The sequence below is a fragment of the Paludibacter sp. genome (assembly GCF_009712605.1).
Lineage (GTDB): Bacteria > Bacteroidota > Bacteroidia > Bacteroidales > Paludibacteraceae > Microbacter.
On sequence record NZ_WASO01000001.1, the window covers coordinates 386,213 to 404,016 of the forward strand.

At 44.5% G+C, this 17,804-nt stretch carries 14 protein-coding genes; 3 read left to right on the plus strand and 11 right to left on the minus strand.

The annotated features are described in order from the left end of the window. Positions 1 to 38: 38 nt before the first annotated feature. From F8N35_RS01360 to F8N35_RS01375, 4 genes are read right to left on the minus strand one after another with little or no spacing between them, the layout of a single operon-like run. The gene (locus tag F8N35_RS01360) at positions 39 to 2,180 is read right to left on the minus strand and encodes a penicillin-binding protein (RefSeq protein ID WP_293049560.1); all 2,142 of its coding nucleotides are present in this window, start codon (positions 2,178 to 2,180) and stop codon (positions 39 to 41) included. Next, positions 2,170 to 2,538 carry an FtsL-like putative cell division protein gene (locus F8N35_RS01365; RefSeq protein WP_293049561.1) on the minus strand — a complete coding sequence of 123 codons (369 nt, stop codon included), beginning with the start codon at positions 2,536 to 2,538 and terminating at the stop codon, positions 2,170 to 2,172. The genes F8N35_RS01360 and F8N35_RS01365 overlap by 11 nt, the downstream gene beginning before the upstream one ends. Before the next feature lie 7 nt (positions 2,539 to 2,545). Next, a complete protein-coding gene (gene rsmH / locus F8N35_RS01370; RefSeq protein ID WP_293049562.1) occupies positions 2,546 to 3,460 on the minus strand; it encodes a 16S rRNA (cytosine(1402)-N(4))-methyltransferase RsmH in 915 nt (304 codons plus the stop codon). A gap of 17 nt (positions 3,461 to 3,477) precedes the next feature. Beyond that, on the minus strand, positions 3,478 to 3,945 hold the full coding sequence (locus F8N35_RS01375; RefSeq protein ID WP_068701354.1) for a division/cell wall cluster transcriptional repressor MraZ: 468 nt from the start codon (positions 3,943 to 3,945) through the stop codon (positions 3,478 to 3,480). Between the two features lie 334 nt (positions 3,946 to 4,279). On the opposite strand from F8N35_RS01375, the gene F8N35_RS01380 reads away from it, so the two are divergent. Next, positions 4,280 to 5,239, plus strand: coding sequence for a GNAT family N-acetyltransferase (locus F8N35_RS01380; RefSeq protein ID WP_293049563.1), 960 nt, complete (start codon positions 4,280 to 4,282; stop codon positions 5,237 to 5,239). A gap of 13 nt (positions 5,240 to 5,252) precedes the next feature. Here the strand turns inward: F8N35_RS01380 and F8N35_RS01385 are convergent, their stop codons facing one another. Then, entirely contained in the window at positions 5,253 to 5,675 is a 423-nt protein-coding gene (locus F8N35_RS01385; protein ID WP_293049564.1) for an acyl-CoA thioesterase, read from the minus strand. A gap of 175 nt (positions 5,676 to 5,850) precedes the next feature. Here F8N35_RS01385 and F8N35_RS01390 point away from each other — a divergent pair, with 175 nt between their 5' ends. Both F8N35_RS01390 and dnaE read left to right on the plus strand, forming a co-directional pair. Then, a complete protein-coding gene (locus tag F8N35_RS01390; protein ID WP_293049565.1) occupies positions 5,851 to 8,040 on the plus strand; it encodes a cation:proton antiporter in 2,190 nt (729 codons plus the stop codon). A gap of 167 nt (positions 8,041 to 8,207) precedes the next feature. Further along, positions 8,208 to 12,011 carry a DNA polymerase III subunit alpha gene (dnaE, locus tag F8N35_RS01395; RefSeq protein WP_293049566.1) on the plus strand — a complete coding sequence of 1,268 codons (3,804 nt, stop codon included), beginning with the start codon at positions 8,208 to 8,210 and terminating at the stop codon, positions 12,009 to 12,011. A 308-nt stretch (positions 12,012 to 12,319) separates the two neighbouring features. On the opposite strand, the gene F8N35_RS01400 is transcribed toward dnaE, so the two are convergent. From F8N35_RS01400 to F8N35_RS01425, 6 genes are all read right to left on the minus strand, one after another. Further along, positions 12,320 to 13,078, minus strand: coding sequence for a Rossmann-like and DUF2520 domain-containing protein (locus F8N35_RS01400; RefSeq protein ID WP_293049567.1), 759 nt, complete (start codon positions 13,076 to 13,078; stop codon positions 12,320 to 12,322). Between the two features lie 10 nt (positions 13,079 to 13,088). Then, on the minus strand, positions 13,089 to 13,412 hold the full coding sequence (locus tag F8N35_RS01405; protein WP_293049568.1) for a DUF5668 domain-containing protein: 324 nt from the start codon (positions 13,410 to 13,412) through the stop codon (positions 13,089 to 13,091). 303 nt (positions 13,413 to 13,715) lie between these two features. Beyond that, the gene (locus tag F8N35_RS01410; protein WP_293049569.1) at positions 13,716 to 14,675 is read right to left on the minus strand and encodes an ROK family protein; all 960 of its coding nucleotides are present in this window, start codon (positions 14,673 to 14,675) and stop codon (positions 13,716 to 13,718) included. Positions 14,676 to 14,698: 23 nt separating this feature from the next. Beyond that, positions 14,699 to 15,967: an MFS transporter gene (locus tag F8N35_RS01415; RefSeq protein WP_293049570.1), complete on the minus strand. Its 1,269-nt coding sequence runs from the start codon at positions 15,965 to 15,967 to the stop codon at positions 14,699 to 14,701. 116 nt (positions 15,968 to 16,083) lie between these two features. Continuing rightward, positions 16,084 to 16,794: a CDP-diacylglycerol--serine O-phosphatidyltransferase gene (gene pssA, locus F8N35_RS01420; RefSeq protein WP_068701338.1), complete on the minus strand. Its 711-nt coding sequence runs from the start codon at positions 16,792 to 16,794 to the stop codon at positions 16,084 to 16,086. A 51-nt stretch (positions 16,795 to 16,845) separates the two neighbouring features. After that, positions 16,846 to 17,640, minus strand: a complete 795-nt coding sequence (locus F8N35_RS01425) for a thymidylate synthase (RefSeq protein ID WP_293049571.1) — start codon at positions 17,638 to 17,640, stop codon at positions 16,846 to 16,848. Between the last annotated feature and the right edge of the window lie 164 nt (positions 17,641 to 17,804).

Below are 17,804 nucleotides of genomic sequence, written 5' to 3' on the forward strand. Positions count from 1 at the left end.
AGATATAGTTTCTAATAGTTGAGTTTCTGATTTAGTCTTTATTGCAACGAGAGAATAACCGTTTGACCTTTCTGTGGATAGGCTCCGGCAGCGAGCGATTGTGCCACCACCTTTCCGCGGCCAACCAGTTGTGTCCGTAAGCCAATGTTTTCCAGTAAATATACGGCATCTTTAGCCCCTAATCCTACAACATTGGGAACCGAATTTCGTCTGTTTTCCATTGGGCGTACCTGAACGCTGCTTGCATCAGACACGGTCTGAATCCATTTATAGTTGCCTTTATCACCCATGAAGTTGATTGCCAGGCGCGAAAGTACGGTTTGCACTTCGTTGTAATTGCCGCCTTTCACAACCGGAATTTTCGGAGAGTTATTGGTTTTAGCAATCTCTTTAGGTGTTACGGTGATTTTCTTGGCATAAACAAGTTCCGCAATATCTTTGACAACAGCTCCTGCCATGTGCCCGCCGGATGCGATACCAATTTGTGGTTGACGAATCACGCAAATAACTGTATAGCGGGGATTGTCAGCCGGAAAATAACCACAGAACGATACCTGGTGGGTAACGCCGTTCGATTTGTAACCGGCGCTTCCTTTCGAAATCTGCGCTGTTCCCGATTTACCAGCAATTTTCACATACGGAGAAGCAACACTCTTACCGGTTCCGTTGGTGACAACGCCTTCGAGCATTGCTTTAATCTTGGTCAGGGTTGTCGGTTTACAGATGGCTTCGTTTATGGTTTCAGTCGTAAACGATTTGATAAGTTTGCCATCCCGTTGCACTGATCTTACTAAGTAAGGACGGATCATCTTGCCTCCATTGGCAATCGCGTTGTAGAATGCCAACGTGTAAATGGGAGGCATGCCGACTTCATATCCGATTGACATCCACGGGAGAGATGTGTTCGACCAAATTGAATTCTTGTCGTTCGGGTGTTTAATATGCGGTCTTCCTGCTCCCGGAATGTCGAAATGCATGCGTTGATTCAACTTCATGCTGTACAACTTGTCGACAAAAGCCCCCGGATTGTTTTTGTAGGCATTGTAAATCGCTTTGGAAACACCTACGTTGGAAGAATACCAGATAGCCTGAGCAACAGATATTTTGTGATACCCGCCTCTGTCTGCATTATGGTCTTTCATCACCTGACCAAAGAATGAATAAAGTCCGTTTCCGGTATCCACTGTGTCGTTTTCAGAAATCAAGCCGTCATCAAGAGCAGCCATGATGGACGCCACTTTAAATGTAGAGCCAGGTTCTCCCTGATCGGCAAAAGCCTCATTCCTGCGTTCTGCATAGCTCCCGTCCGGTAAGCGGCCAAGATTTGCCACTGCTTTAATCTCACCGGTTCCCACTTCCATTACAACAGCGCAGCCTTCATTTGCCTGCAGTGCTGTCATCTCTTTCAGAAGCGAACTCTCGGTAATATCCTGAATGGATACATCGAGAGTGGTGAAAATATCGGCTCCGTTTTCAGGTGGAACGGCCACCACGTTTTCCCATCTTCCTGCGATTCGCTGACGGGAGAATACTCCCGGTTTGCCTCTTAGCAATGAATCGAATGCAAGTTCGATACCGTTTTTTCCACCACGGGCTCCGTCTCCGTAAATATCGCCGATGGTTCTTGATCCCAAATCGCCAAAAGGACGTACACGACGTGCATAAACCTCTTCACACAAACCGCTTTTTATTTTCCCTAAATTGAACAGCGGAAATTTCCTGATTTGCTGCATATCGGAGAATGACACCAGGTAAGGGTAGAGCAAAAAGCGTTTATCGACCCGTTTGTAGGCGCTAATGAGGCTTCTTTTATACTCGTCTTTTGACTTGTCTCCCAGTTTTCGGGAAAGAGACATGGCTAAAGAATCGACTTTTTCGTAAAAGAGTGGTTTAGTGTGATTCTTCAGTGTGTCGTGAAGCGCGTCAGAGCGCATGTCCATGTAGAGGTAGTATTTCGGCAATGTACTTGCCAAAAGTTCTCCGTCGGCAGCAAAAATATTACCGCGGTTGGCCGGCGCTTCTCTGTCGGCCTGCGTCAGCCTGGAGGCTAACTTCATCCATATTGGTCGTTCAAGATATTGTATGTCAATTATTTTGAAAACAATTGCGGCGGCTACTGCCAGTATTATTACATACACAATACCAAATCGGAGCAATATGTCGCGGCGGTCATTGTTCATTGTCATCTATTTTTATAGCGGGTTCTGAAGATGGTTGAAGGTCAATGCCTTTATTGGTCACTTCGACACTAACCTGCGATTGTCTGCTGATTTGCATCAGTATTGACGAGGTGGTTAGTGATTCGTATTTGGCATTGGTGAGTTGTTCTTTTAGCCGGTTGATCTTCACGATTTGTTGTTCGCAGGCAAAACGGTTGTCAATATAGAATATGGCGATAACACAAAGCAAAAGAAAGAGAAAAATCTGTCCTCTGAAAAAATCAGTGGTCAGAATGTCTCCGCTCATCCATTGACGGAAGCTCCATTGTTTTGCTTTCCCTGTTTCTTTGGGTTGTGTGGTTTGTTCTGTCGAGTCCATGTTCGTGCTATTTTCGTTCACTAACCTTTTCTGCTACGCGTAATTTCGCGCTTCGTGCTCTCGGGTTGGTTGTTACTTCTTCGTCTGTAGGAATAATCGGTTTGTTGTTAATCGCTTTGAGGGGTGTTTGTACGTTGCCGTAGAAATCCTTTTCGATTTTTCCCTCCATGTTTCCACTGCGAATAAAATTCTTTACCAGACGGTCTTCGAGCGAATGATAAGTGATAACGGCCAATCTGCCACCCGGGTTCAGTAAGTCGGGAATCTGGGTCAGCAATTCCTTCAGGGTTCCCATTTCGTTATTTACCTCAATACGGATAGCCTGAAATGCTTTTGCCAAATCCTTCTTTTCCCGTTCAAACCGAAAGAAAGGTTGCAGAATCTCCAGCAATTCATTGATTGTGGTAATTTTGTTTTGAGACCGCGCTTTGACAATTGCCGAGGCAAGTTTGCGGGAGTTGTTCAACTCTCCGTAATTATAGAAGAGATTGGCCAGCTTTTCTTCCGGATAGGTGTTGATTATTTGTTCGGCGCTGAGCGTGGATTTTTTATTCATCCGCATGTCGAGGTTGCCGTCAAAGCGGAAAGAGAAGCCACGATCGGCACTGTCGAAGTGATGCGACGAAACGCCAAGGTCGGCTAAAACACCGTCGACTTTTTCGATGCCGTGATATTTCAGGAAATTGGTGATATAGCGGAAATTGCTGCGGACAAAGATAAAGCGTTCATCATCCAGCCGGTTGTTATAAGCTGCTTCATCCTGATCGAAACCCAGGAGCTTGCCATTTTTGCCAAGATGGTTGAGAATTTCTTTTGAATGCCCTCCGCCTCCGAAGGTGACGTCAACATACACCCCGTCCGGGCGGATGTTTAATCCGTCGATGGTTTCGTTTAACAGGGCAGGTACGTGATATTCACTCATAGTAATGGAGATTGATGTTATTGTTCTTGCGTGTTTTTGGGCTTAGACATGATTTGTTGCAAAAGACTGGTGAATTCGTCGGCCGGCAGCTTGGCTTTTTCAAAATTGCCTTTTGCCCACAAAGAAAACGTGTCGAGCATTCCGACAAACTGAACTTCAGATTCGGCGCCAATCAGCTGTAAATATTTTTTGGGAATGAGTACCCGGCCTTGTGAGTCCATGTCCAGCCATTCGGCTTCAGATACATATTGCATGAGAACGATCTGATGGGTCGGATTCCATTCGTCAAGTCCGTTTTTCAGGGTAGTGAGTTTTTGATTCCATATCGTTTCCGGATAAAGCATGAGGCTATTGCTGTAAGGATCTTTTCGCATCACGAGGCGGCTGCTTTCGCCCTCCTGAAGCGCCTTGCGATAATGGGCCGGAATGAAGATTCTGCCCTTTGCATCGGCCTTTGCGTCACTATTTCCAATAAAAACAGACATGTTGTTTCAAAACTGCATAAGATGGTGTAAAGATATACAATTTTTCATCGCCCCACAATTCCCCACTTTAAAACACATTGAATATTTTCCAACATGTTTTCAACAGCTTTTATCCGGTTTCTTAAAATTTTATTCGTGGTAAAATTTATATAATTATCTGAAAGTCAGTGTATTTTTTATATTGGCTTGTTTTATAGAGATTTGAAGGTTCTTTGGGGTGGTCGGATTGTTGCTGCAGCTTTTTGTTTTTATCTGTAATAAAAAATTAATCTGTTCTCTCTGTCTGATTGTTCGATAATTATGTTTACTTTTGTCCGGTTTTTTTATTAAACTTATGATTGATATTATTCCTCCCGTAGATACAAATTTACTTTTAAGCGAGCTGACGGCAGACAAACTCTTACGTCCCACGAATAAGGCAAATAATCATATTTATGTCATTACGTCTCACGATTCACCCAATGTGATGAGGGAGATAGGCCGACTGCGTGAACTCTCGTTTCGGGCTTCCGGCGGTGGTACCGGGCAGGAAACCGACGTGGACGAGTTTGATACGATGGACGAGCCATATAAGCAACTGATCGTATGGAACGAGGAGGAACGAGAAATCATGGGTGGCTACCGTTTCCTTCACGGACGCGACATGAAGTTTGACTCCGAAGGCCAGCCGGTGGCGGTTACTTCTCACATGTTTCATTTCTCTCCGAAATTCATTGACGAATATCTTCCCAAAACTATTGATCTCGGACGCGCTTTTGTTCCCCCTGCTTATCAATCTTCTCATAAAGGCGCTAAAAGTCTTTTTGCTCTTGACAATCTTTGGGATGGTTTGGGAGCGTTGGCTACCGACGAACATACTGAATATCTGATCGGTAAGGTGACTATTTATCCCGATTTCAATGCCGAAGCACGCGACATGATTCTCTATTTCATGTATCGTTACTTCAATGATGACGAATCGCTGGTAACGTTAAAGGAGCATGATTTTCGTCCCTCAGAAGAAAAAATGAAACATTACGATGCCTTCTTTAACGAAAAGACGTTTAAGGATAATTATCGCAAACTCAATCTCGAAGTCCGCACGCTTGGGGTTAATATTCCGGCACTTATCAATGCTTATATCGGTTTATCACCTACAATGAGAACCTTTGGTACCGGTATCAATCAGGAATTTGCCAATATTTTTGACACAGGGATTATGATTACGGTTGCCGATATTTTTGAGGAAAAACGTCGTCGTCACATAGAACCCTACCTCAAATATAAAGCACACTTCTTTGGTAGTCCGTTTTAATAACCGAATCGTTTTATTGCGGAATGCTCTTTTCGCACTCTTCCACGATTTTGTCAAGTGCTTCGCAATGTCCCAATTTTCCGTTGATTAATACTGCATTATCTACTTTGGCGGTAATGCACAGTCTGTTGTCGGCAAGGCGATAAATAGCCTGATAAAAAACGTAACGCAATCCTTCTTTTTTTAGGTAAAGCTTGGAAACAAACTCTTCGGTCGGACGTAAGGATGACTTGAATGCCATTTCCAGGCGAACTACCACCGCATCAATCCCCTTATTATGTAATTCGGCGAAACTAACCCCTTTGGTTAGCAAAAATTCGTGACGTGTATGTTCGAAATAGTGCTGGTAGTTGGCATTGTTTACAATACCCTGAAGGTCGCATTCGTAGTCGCGCACCTTCATTTTAAGCTCGTAAATGTATGGTTGTGCAGGCATGTGCTCTGTTTTTGCTTGCCTGTTAGATTGTTAGCAGGCAACGTGGTTATCTGTTTTCGAAGTGCAAAGTTAAGGAAAATATTCGTTCAAAATCAGGTGTTATCAATTCCCGATTCTTCCCCGATTGTTTCAAACTTTTCGTATATTTGCCACAAGAGCCTGTTAAAACAGCTTCTTGCATAGAATTACTCTTTTACCATTGATGCATTCCGCTTCTCCTTTTATATTGCCACTGGCAAATCCGACGTTGATTTTTGCAGTCGTTTTGCTGGTTATCCTGTTCTCTCCGTTGTTACTCAACAGGTTGAGAGTTCCGCCATTGGTGGGTCTGGTGTTGGCGGGAATAGCTCTTGGCCCGTTCGGGTTTAACGTGCTTTCAAACGATGATAGTTTCCATCTTTTTGGGAATGTGGGGATGCTCTATGTCGTGTTCATGTCGGGAGTTTCGATTGAAATCAACGATTTGCGCAAAAACCGGATTAAAGGCGGCGTGTTTGGTTTTTACTCGTTTGTTGTGGCAATGACGCTAGGTCTTTTGTCCGGCATGTATCTCCTTCATTTCAGTTTTGCAACTTCTGTACTGCTTGCCAGCATGTACGCCACTCATACTTTGGTGGCTTATCCCGTGGTGAGCCGTTTTTGTCTGGGAGCAAGGCGTCCGGTAAAGATTGCTACAGTCAGTAGCATTATCACGGTTACCGCATCCCTGGTTATTCTCACTCTTGTGTCCGATCAGTTTTCGTTGCTGAGATCAAATACCTCCTGGTTGCTGGAAAGTGCCAAGATGATTTTGTTCGGTGTTATCGTCTTGTGGTTATATCCCAAAATAGCGCATTCGTTCTTTAAGAGATTTGAAGACAGTGTGTTGCAATATATTTTTGTACTGGCACTTGTCTTCTTTGGAGCTTTCTTTGCACAGGTAGCCGGCTTAGAAAGTGTTTTAGGGGCTTTCATGGTGGGCATATCGCTCAATCGCTTAATTCCCAAGATATCGCCACTTATGAATCGGCTGGAATTCGTGGGAAGCGCGCTGTTTGTGCCCTTTTTCCTTATCTCTTTGGGAATGATAATCAATTTTCGTGTGTTGGCTTCCGGATTTGATGCTATTTTGGTGGCGTTGGTCATGGTTTTGGTGCCTGTTTGCTCCAAATGGATTGTAGCATTGCTGACGCAGAAAACATTCTCGATGAACCGATACGAACGGCAGATGATTTTCGGACTGAGTAACGGTCAGGCGGGTATCACGTTGGTTACGGTAATGATTGGCTATGCCATCACGTTGCCCGACGGGTCACATTTGCTGCCGGACAGTGTGATGACCGGTGCAGTAATTATGATTCTGGTATCGGGAACGATAAGTATGCTTGTGACAGAGAATGCTGCACGGCAAATGTTGTCGGCCGGACGTGTAGCGGATGATTCGGTGCCGGAAGAGAAAAGACGTGAACGAATCATGTTTACCGTTGCTAACCCTCATACCCTGGATCATCTCGTGGAATTCTCCATTGCCATTAAAAACCCGAGGTCGAAAGAAGATTTATATGCGCTCAGGGTAGTGAACGATAACGACGAGGCTCATAAAGAGCAAGGCGATCGCTTGTTGTTGCAGGCAGCTAAGGTGGCGTCGGTCGCCGATCAGTGGGTGGAACGAATTTCCCGCTATGATGTGAATGTGGCAAGCGGTATTCTCTATTCGGCTAAAGAATATGCAATTACAGATGTGGTGATTGGTTTGCACCAGAAACTAAAATCGCGCGATACGCTTTTCGGATTGATGACGGAAATGTTGTTGAAAGGCGTCAGTTGTTCGTTGTTTATTTACAAACCGGTCTTTCATCTGAAACAGACATCCCGTCTGATTGTGTTCCTGCCGGGAAGAGCAGAACTGGAGGTGGGTTTCGGACGTTGTTTTGCGCATGTGAGCAATATTGCAAGAAAGCTGCATGTGGAAATTATGGTCTATTCAACGCCTGAAACACGGGCTGTTGTGATGCATCACAAACAAATGCATCATGGCGTTTCTCTTGAGTTTTTCCTTTATCATGCCGTGGAGGAGCTGCATCCGTTGTCAGGGAATATAACAGATGCCGATATGTGCGTGTTTTTTGCAGCTCGTCCTAATGCCATCTCGTATGATGAAACTTTCGATAAACTGGTAGAAAACTCTGTTCTGTCGGATACGGCGCACAATGTTTTGGTGGTGTATCCGGAACAATATGAGAAACCTGATAATACCGACGAACGTTTCAGTACTCTTCATCAGCCACATTATAAATTCGAACGCCTTCACAGATCTGAAAGATGGCTTTTTGTTCAGGTTCAGAGAGTGTGGTACCGCTTCGTGAAAACCATCTTTCGCAGATAGCTCCGTTAACCCGTTGTTTACACCTTATTATTGTTTTAACACTGATGTTGGTCGAATTTTATTCAACAGCAGCGAAAGACAACCTTCCTTTTTTGTAACTTTGAACCAGAAAAACCGACAATGTATTTTTTGGTTTTTGTAATCGTAAATAGTTTATTATCAAAAATATGAATAAATTCGTGCATTTGCATGTTCACTCGCATTATTCCATTCTTGACGGAATGTCGAAAGTGAACGACCTGATTGATAAAGCGGTGGCTACCGGCATGAACGCTCTTGCCCTGACTGACCATGGCTCTATGTTTGGTATCAAGGAACTCTGCGATTATGCGAATAAAAAGAATGGTAAGGTTAAAGACGAAATAAAGCAACTGAAGGCGCAGATTGAAGAGCTCAAAACAAACGGAGGCGCTGAAACTGACATTGCCGGGTTGCAGGAGAAGCTCAAAGAAGCAGAGTCTCACCTTTTCAAACCGATTCTTGGATGTGAGACGTATGTTGCACGCCGTACCCGTTTCGATAAATCGATAAAAGAAGATGGTAGTGGTCATCACCTTATTCTGTTGGCCAAAAACAAAAAAGGCTACCAGAATCTCTGTAAGCTGATTTCTGCTGCATGGATTGACGGATATTATTACCGTCCGCGTATTGACAAAGATATTCTGGATAAATACAAAGAGGGGTTGATCGTTACAACAGCTTGCCTGGGGGGCGAAATCCCGAGCAAAATTCTGTCTGGTGATATAGAAGGTGCCGAACAGGCGATCATGTGGTTTAAGGAACGTTTTGGCGAAGATTTTTACCTTGAATTACAACGTCATAAAGCGGCTGTGCCACAGGCTGATTTCAATGTATACGAAAAGCAGCAGATAGTGAACGCGAAGTTGCTTGAACTGGCAGAAAAGACCAATACAAAAGTAATAGCAGCCAATGATGTTCACTTTGTAAATCAGGAACATGCGGAAGGCCATGATCGCCTTATCTGTTTGAGCACGGGTAAGGATTTTAGCGATCCGAACCGAATGCGCTATACCAAACAAGAGTGGTTGAAAACACCGGAAGAAATGGCGGAGCTTTTTGCGGATGTGCCTCAGGCTCTTGCTAATACTCTTGAAATTGCCGATAAAGTAGAACGTTACAGCATCGACTCGGACGCGTTGATGCCGATGTTCCCGATTCCGGAAAGTTTTGGATCCGACCAGGCGTATAGAGAACGTTTCTCGGAGGACGACCTGAGAAAAGAATTTGGCGACAGGTTTGATAAGCTGGGTGGATACGATAAGGTTGTCCGTATTAAGTTTGAATCCGATTACCTGCGCGAACTGACTTTTATCGGGGCAAAGGAACGTTATGGAGATCCATTGCCGGCCGAAACGCTCGAACGTATCGAATTTGAGCTGGACGTGATGAAGACAATGGGTTTTCCCGGGTACTTCCTTATTGTGCAGGACTTTATTCAGGCAGCCAGGGGGATGGGCGTCTCTGTTGGTCCCGGCCGTGGATCTGCGGCGGGTTCTGCAGTTGCCTACTGTCTCAAAATTACAGACATCGACCCAATTAAATACGACTTGCTGTTTGAGCGTTTTCTTAACCCTGACCGTATTTCGATGCCTGATATCGATATTGACTTCGATGATGACGGGCGTGGTGAAGTATTGCGCTGGGTAACTGATAAATACGGAAAAGAGAAGGTGGCGCACATTATCACCTATGGTACAATGGCCACCAAGTCGAGCATCAAGGACGTTGCCCGTGTGCAGAATCTTCCGCTTCAGGAGGCGATTCAACTTACCAAACTGATACCCGACCGCTTGCCCGATGTGGACGATAAGCCGGTGAAGGTGAACATGAAGACCTGTCTGAAATATGTTCCGGAACTGAAGGCAGCTCTCAATTCGAGTGACAGGAATCTTTCCGATACCCTGAAATATGCGGAAATGCTTGAAGGCACCATTCGGCAGACGGGTGTTCACGCTTGTGGTGTTATTATTGGTTCTGACGACCTGACAAAGTTTGTGCCTCTAAGTACCGCCAAGGAAAAAGGAAGCGATGAGGATGTCCTTGTTACTCAATATGAAGGGTCTGTTATTGAGAATGTGGGTCTTATAAAGATGGACTTTCTTGGTCTGAAGACACTTTCGATCATTAAGGAAGCGTTGAAGAATATCAAGCAGTCACGGGGCATAGATCTTGACATTGACAAAATTCCCATCGACGATAAGAAAACGTACGAACTTTATAGTATTGGTCGCACCACCGGAACATTCCAGTTTGAATCGGCCGGGATGCAAAAATACCTTCGCGAACTTCGTCCCACTCAGTTTGAGGACTTGATTGCGATGAATGCCCTTTATCGCCCGGGGCCAATGGAATACATTCCTGATTTTATCGATCGTAAGCACGGCCGAAAGCCTATTGTGTACGATATTCCTATCATGGAGCGGTATCTGAAAGACACTTATGGGATTACAGTCTATCAGGAACAGGTGATGTTACTCTCGCGTTTGTTGGCCGACTTTACACGAGGCGAGAGTGATACATTGCGTAAGGCCATGGGTAAGAAGCTGAAAGATAAAATGGCTCACCTGAAGGTGAAATTTGTCGAAGGCTGTAAGAAAAACGGTTATGCGGAAGAGGTGGTGTTGAAAATATGGGGCGACTGGGAAAAGTTCGCGTCTTATGCGTTCAACAAATCTCATGCTACCTGCTATTCCTGGATTGCTTACCAGACTGCATACCTCAAGGCTAACTATCCGGCAGAGTTTATGGCTGCCAACTTAACCCGAAATAAGGATGACATCACTGAAATTTCCAAGTTTATGGATGAGTGTAAGGCGATGGGAATTCCGGTGCTTGGACCTGATGTGAACGAAAGTCGCTTGACTTTTGTATCTAACAGTAAGGGTGAAATTCGTTTTGGTTTAGGTGGAATTAAAGGTGTGGGCGAAGGTGCCGTTGAGGCGATTGTAAGTGAACGGGAGAAAAACGGGCCGTACCAGAGCGTGTTCGATTTTATGGAACGGGTTAATCTCAATGCCTGTAACCGAAAAACAGTTGAAAGTCTTATTCTTGCAGGTGCTTTTGATACGTTTAGCGATGTGAAACGCGAACAATACTTTGCTTCAAATGGCAAAGACGAGCTGGCGCTTGATTCGTTGATTCGCTATGGAAACAAAGTGCAAAACGATAAAGCAACCATCACCAATTCTCTTTTCGGGGGATTTGAGGAGGTAGAAATAGCCAAACCGGTAATGCCTCCTGCAGAAGAATGGTCTACACTTGAGCGGCTTAATAAGGAGCGGGATTATGTAGGTATTTACCTCTCGGCTCACCCGCTGGATGAATTTGAGTTAGAGTTGAAATATGGCTGTAATACCCACATGATCGACTTCAAGGAAATTGAAGCGTTGAAGGGTAGGGAAGTGGTTGCCGGTGGAATTGTTACCGGGTTCCGTCAGGGGACGACCAAAACCGGACGGCCTTTCGGTTCGCTGATGATTGAGGATTATTCCGGATCGTATGAGTTTATGCTTTTCGGCAACGATTATATAGAGTATAACAAGTATATGATTAAGGATTTGTTTGTTTGCCTCCGCGGAAACGTCAAAGAACGGGGTTCGGACTGGAAATTCAAGAAAGAACGTAGTCCGGACGAACCGATTGTGTGGGAATTCAAAATCTCAAAAATTGAAGAGCTGCACAACGTGAAGGGAACTCTGATCAAGTCGCTGAACATCGGAATCGATTTGAACCAGCTGACCGACGAATTGATCAGCGACCTGAAGGCTTTGGCTTTTGAACAGTCTGTAACCGGACGAACCTCTCTTTTCTTTAATGTGAAAGATGAGATAAACAATGTGAATATTAAGATGTTTGCCCGAAGCAAATCAATTAACGTATCCCGACCGTTAATCCATTATCTGGAAGAACAAAAGCTGGAAGAAGTGCTTGAATTCGACGTGAATAAATAGCAATAAAGAAAATGCGGAATCCGTTTTGATTCCGCATTTTCTTTATGATATTGGTTATTCTGCGGATTTGTTAGAAATAGTAATTGTTGTACAGGTGTGCGGTTTTCATAACTCCGTCCTTCAGGGCGGAGGCAAAAACAGACGAATATTCTACGGGCTTTAGCCCTGAAAAACATAGGAATAAATACCTCAGGGCTAAAGCCCATTATTAAGAACTCGTTCGTTACTCCGCCCTAAAGGACGGAGTTATGGTCGTTTGATGATGGCTTGCTTGATGTAGACCCTATTGTCCTGGGTTGTCTTAAATGTCAGTGGTTGTCAATAATGCTTTCTGACAGTAACCGATATATTTCTTGCCATCGCGGATGATCCGTTAGCTTGTCAAGGTGTTTGTTCATTACGTTGAAATCTTTCCTGACAGCAGGTCCTGTCTGACCTTCGCGAGGCGAAAGCGTTGCTGTTTTGTCAATGGTTTCCTGAATCAACGGGCGAAGCACTTCAAATGGGATGTCAGCTTCGTGCAAAATGGATTCTGCGATGGCAAACAGATGGTTGGTGAAGTTGCAGGCAAATACGGCCGCTAGATGTAGCTGTTGGCGCTGTGCAGAGCTTGCTTCGTATACTTTATTGCTGATGGCAGAAGCCAGTTCTCTGAGAATATTCAGGTCGTTAGCATTGGATGCCTCTATGAAAAGAGGAATATCCTTGAAGTCAACCGCTTTCCCTTTTGAAAAAGTTTGTAACGGATACAACACGCCACCCCGTTCTTTTATGTCGGCAAACAGAGATAGCGACATGCTTCCGGCTGTATGTACGTGTAGTCCTTCTTTGTGCGGATTCAGGCGAATAATCTCACACAATGCGGAGTCGCTGACAGAATAGATATAAATATCAGCTTCTTCAATGTCGTCAGGAGAGGTCGTCCATTCGGCATTTACCGACAGAGCTAGTTTTTTTGCGTTTTCTTCGGTTCGGCTCACTATCTGAGAAACAGTAAATCCGGCTTCGTGAATCGCTTTTGCCAAATGAGTCGCCACATTGCCTGATCCGATACAAACCACTTTCATAAACGATAGATTAGCGTTTCCCTTTTTTTGAACCAAACAGTAGAACCGCCCCGGCAACGATCAAAAGCAAAGGCCAAACGTATTCGGAAAAGTTACGGGTCATCTGAATGATGTCCGAAAGGCGCAGGAAAAGTCCGATAACCAGCAAAACAATCCCAATGGTCAGGTTCTTGTTGGTTAACAGGAAGATGATGCCGGCATAGATTGGGTAGTTGCGGAACTCAAAAATGTATTGAGCAGCACTTTCGGGAATGAAATGCAGGTGGTCCAGCAGAAAAAGCACCCCAAAAAAGATAAGAGTGATACCCCACGATAAACGGTTGTCTTTTTTCATTGGTGTGAAATTTATAATAGAATTTGTATCGGCTAGATTATTAAGAAATTGGCTGATAGATTGTTGTTCAGACCTCTCCTCCTAACCTCCTCTCCGAAGGCGAGGAGGAACACAGCCGTAGCAATGCAAGATGAAACTCATTCATCAGGTATAAAGCCCCTCTCCTCGGGAGAGGGGTTGGGGAGAGGTCAAATGCTCAAGTTAAACATAGATTCAACCGGTGTGAAACTTATAATCTTGTGTTTATGATAACAGCCCACGGGAGATCCCGCAGGCTGTTTTATCAGACAAAATAGTGAAATCTTATTTCAATTCCCAGGCTAAAGCACTTGCGCCAAGAACGGCTGCATCGGCTTCGTTGAGGGCGGAGAACAGCAATTTGACTTTGCCTTGCCAAATGGGCAACAGGTTTTTCTCCATGTTGTCGCGTACGGGCTTCATAATCAGATCGCCCGATTTTGCCAAGCCACCGAAGATTACAATAGCTTCAGGTGCACTGAATGCAACAAAGTCAGCAAAAGCTTCACCCAGCAGTTTGCCGGTATAGTCAAAAATTTCAAGGGCAATTGCATCTCCTTTCACAGCCGCATCAAAAACATCTTTAGAGGTGATGCTTTCGAGAGGAATGTTGCGTAACAGGCTGTCATCTTTGCGCATCTCGAGCAATTCTCTTGCTGTACGTGCAACACCGGTAGCCGAAGTATAGGTTTCGAGGCAACCGGTTTTTCCGCAACCGCATACACGTCCGTTGTTGCGAACAATAGTGGTGTGGCCGAGTTCACCGGCAAAGCCGTCATGACCGTAAACCAACTGACCATTGATAACGATACCGCTGCCAACTCCTGTTCCCAGCGTAATCATGATGAAATTTTTCATGCCGCGGGCTGCACCATAGGTCATTTCGCCGATAGCAGCTGCATTGGCGTCGTTGGTCAGAGCCGCCGGAACACCGAACTTTTCTTTTAGCATGTTTGCGAATGGGATAACGCCTTTCCATGGGAGGTTAGGTGCAAATTCCACGTTGCCGGTATAGTAGTTGCCGTTGGGCGCTCCCATTCCGATGCCTTTAATTTTTTCGATACCGCCTACTTCTTCGATGATTTCCATTAAAGCGGTATACAATTCATCGATATAGAGATTTACGTCTGTGTGTTTCTGAGTTTTGATGGCACCTCTGCGCAATACTTCGCCGCGCATGTCAACAATACCGAAAGCGGTATTTGTGCCACCCATATCAATGCCAATTACATAAGGACTTTCCATAGTTTTGGTAAAAGATTATGTGGTTATTCTACTGGAATATCTTTGTTCACGTTTTTGCAGCCTACCAATGCATACCAAAGCATATAAGCCAGACATGCAAACATTACCCAATAGCTGCTGATATAGCCGAAATGGTCTGAAACCCATCCCTGAATGAGGGGAACGATACCACCACCGCAAACCATCACCATAAAGATACCGGAAGCAGCAGCTGTGTATTTGCCCAGACCTTCTACTGCCAGATTGAAAATTCCACCCCACATAATGGAGGTGCAAAGTCCGCACAGTACGATGAAGATGACACTGATAGGGACTACTGTGCCGATGAATGGAACGGTAACAACCAGTGATTTAGGACTGAAAATAGCAAGAAGAATCAGGATAAGACCGGTTGAAGCTACAGCTGTCAACATAGTTTTACTTGAAACTTTAGCACCGATAGACGCACCGGTCAAACGGCCTACTAACATAAGCAACCAGTAAAGACCTACGATACTTCCTGCAATGGTAGCATCAATGCCAAGGCCGGGGTTGGCTGCTGATGATTGTGCTGTCATATAAAGGTTTGCTGTACTTGGGATACCGATTTCGATACCAACATAGATGAAGATAGCAACAGCTCCGAAGATGAAGTGGCGGAATGAAAGAGGACTGTGAGTGTCTTTTACTTTTTTGTCTTCTGCCTTTTCCATGTGAGGTTCTGGTATGTCAACAAAAAGAAGAACAACAAATGCCAAAGCGAAAATACCTAAGGCAAGGAATAACGCAGGATTAGCTTTCTCAATGGTTCTTCCGGCTACATCACCCATTAACCAGCCTACAAGCATTGGGGTGATTGTTGCACCGATAGAGTTGATTGAACCTCCGAACTGGATTAACTGATTTCCTTTGTTTCCACCGCCTCCGAGAGTGTTAAGCATTGGATTAACTACCGTGTTGAGCATACACATTGAAAAACCGGAAATAAATGCACCGATCAGATAAACAGAAAAACTGCCGACCTGACCCGAAAGAAATTGTACGGAGACCCCTACAAATCCTACTATAATGGCAGAAAGAGCTGTTTTTTTATACCCGATTTTCTTTAGCATCATACCTGCCGGGATACCCATAAAAGCATAGGCAAGGAAGTTGCCGAGGAATCCTAACTGAGATTCAAAATTGGTAGCGCCAAACTGTTTGGCAACGATTACCCCCATAGGACTTGGCAGCCCGGTTACGAAGGCAATCATAAAAAACAATGCAAACATCATTGCAATTGGCAATGCGTAGCTTTTTTGATTTGTGTTCATTTGATAGGTTGATTTTGTTAGATGTTAATAATTAATTTGTGTTTGATAAATCAGGCGTTAAAAGTAGCAATTTTTTTTGAAGCTATACAACGCAAACACGTGCCTTCCTGTATTTTTTACTGTTTTTTAGAAATGTAACTCCCGATCGAAAATAGTACATATACGGCAATGACCATGGCAAGCGATCCGGGACTGAAACGGGACACGAGAACAATGAGGGCAGATGTTATCAGAAAGCTAAACTGTATTTTGTTGTCTTCCCACTTTAAGTTTTTCATTTTCAACGAAAACATGGGCCATTCGGATACCAGCAAATAGCAGAAAATAGCTATCAGAATGATGTAGTACTCCCAATAAATAGATGCAAAGAGATTATTGGAGGTGTAGACGAATGAAGCCCAGAAAATAGCATTCGCCGGTACCGGTAATCCGATGAACGATGTTGTCTGTCGCGTGTCGATGTTGAATTTAGCGAGGCGGAGGCACGAGAAAATGGCGATCAGAAAGGCCAGATAACTGAGAATGTGCCAGTCGAGAGGCAAACAATCGTACAAAATAGAAAAGACCATGGCCGAAGGAGCTACTCCAAAGCTTACTATATCTGCCAGGGAGTCGAGCTCTTTGCCCATGGGCGAGTAAGCGTGTAGCATACGTGCTGCAAATCCGTCGAAAAAGTCAAAAACAGCTGCCAGTAAGATGAAAATAAGAGCCAACAGGTATTGGCCGTCAAAACCCGCTGAAATGGCGATACAACCCGAGAATAAATTACAACATGTAATTGTATTGGGAACATGCTTGATCAGCTTGCGTAAATCAATAGAAATCATTTTTGTCGTATTTGAGATTCTTTATTTGTGTTGTGCGAGGTGAACGTTTCATTAAACGGCCACTGCGCCTTTAATATGCGGATGCGGATCGTACCCTTCGAGCACGAAATCGCTGTATTCGAAGTCGAATATATTTTTCTTTTCGGGGTTGATTATCATCTGAGGTAAAGCCCGTGGTTCGCGAGAGAGCTGCAGGTGCACCTGTTCGAGGTGGTTGGTGTAAATATGAGCATCTCCCAACGTATGAACAAAATCGCCGGCTTTCAGTCCGGTGGCCTGCGCCATCATTTGCAGCAAGAGCGCGTAAGAAGCAATGTTGAATGGAACTCCCAGAAAGATGTCAGCGCTGCGTTGGTATAGTTGCAGGCTTAACCTGCCGTTTGCAACATAAAACTGGAAAAAAGCATGGCAGGGGGGAAGATGCATTTCGGGCAGTGCTCCGACATTCCAGGCACTGACGATGATGCGTCGTGAATCCGGATTGTTTTTGATGGTTTCTACCGCTTCGCTGATCTGATCGATATGACCTCCTTTGTAATCCGGCCATGACCGCCATTGAGAACCATAGACGGGACCGAGCTCACCGTTTTCATCCGCCCACTCATTCCATATCCGCACTCCGTTGTCCTGCAGGTATTTTACATTCGTATCGCCTTTCAGAAACCAGAGTAATTCGTAAATGATGGATTTCAGATGGAGTTTTTTGGTAGTCAGGAGCGGGAATCCGTCTTCAAGGCGAAAACGCATTTGATGGCCGAAAACACTTATCGTACCTGTTCCGGTGCGGTCTTCCTTGTGGACGCCTTCATCCAGAACCCGTTGCAGCAAGTCAAGATATTGTTGCATAAAGCAATAAACTATAGTAGTGTTGTTAATGCAATTGTAAATATATCAGATGGTTACTGTGGTTCTGATTTATTTGCAAATTTGATACGAAGGTACACAAATTTCCAATAGCTATAGCACTCAAACTGAAATGTTTTTGAAATAAGGTTGTTGAAGAGGTTGGA

Coding starts and splice junctions, on each gene's coding strand:
- F8N35_RS01360 (WP_293049560.1), bottom strand. CDS start 2,180: ATGAACAATGACCGCCGCGACATATTGCTCCGATTTGGTATTGTGTAT.
- dnaE (WP_293049566.1), top strand. CDS start 8,208: ATGAATAAATTCGTGCATTTGCATGTTCACTCGCATTATTCCATTCTT.
- F8N35_RS01410 (WP_293049569.1), bottom strand. CDS start 14,675: ATGGAAAGTCCTTATGTAATTGGCATTGATATGGGTGGCACAAATACC.
- F8N35_RS01415 (WP_293049570.1), bottom strand. CDS start 15,967: ATGAACACAAATCAAAAAAGCTACGCATTGCCAATTGCAATGATGTTT.
- F8N35_RS01400 (WP_293049567.1), bottom strand. CDS start 13,078: ATGAAAGTGGTTTGTATCGGATCAGGCAATGTGGCGACTCATTTGGCA.
- F8N35_RS01425 (WP_293049571.1), bottom strand. CDS start 17,640: ATGCAACAATATCTTGACTTGCTGCAACGGGTTCTGGATGAAGGCGTC.
- F8N35_RS01365 (WP_293049561.1), bottom strand. CDS start 2,538: ATGGACTCGACAGAACAAACCACACAACCCAAAGAAACAGGGAAAGCA.
- rsmH (WP_293049562.1), bottom strand. CDS start 3,460: ATGAGTGAATATCACGTACCTGCCCTGTTAAACGAAACCATCGACGGA.
- pssA (WP_068701338.1), bottom strand. CDS start 16,794: ATGATTTCTATTGATTTACGCAAGCTGATCAAGCATGTTCCCAATACA.
- F8N35_RS01385 (WP_293049564.1), bottom strand. CDS start 5,675: ATGCCTGCACAACCATACATTTACGAGCTTAAAATGAAGGTGCGCGAC.
- F8N35_RS01380 (WP_293049563.1), top strand. CDS start 4,280: ATGATTGATATTATTCCTCCCGTAGATACAAATTTACTTTTAAGCGAG.
- F8N35_RS01375 (WP_068701354.1), bottom strand. CDS start 3,945: ATGTCTGTTTTTATTGGAAATAGTGACGCAAAGGCCGATGCAAAGGGC.
- F8N35_RS01405 (WP_293049568.1), bottom strand. CDS start 13,412: ATGAAAAAAGACAACCGTTTATCGTGGGGTATCACTCTTATCTTTTTT.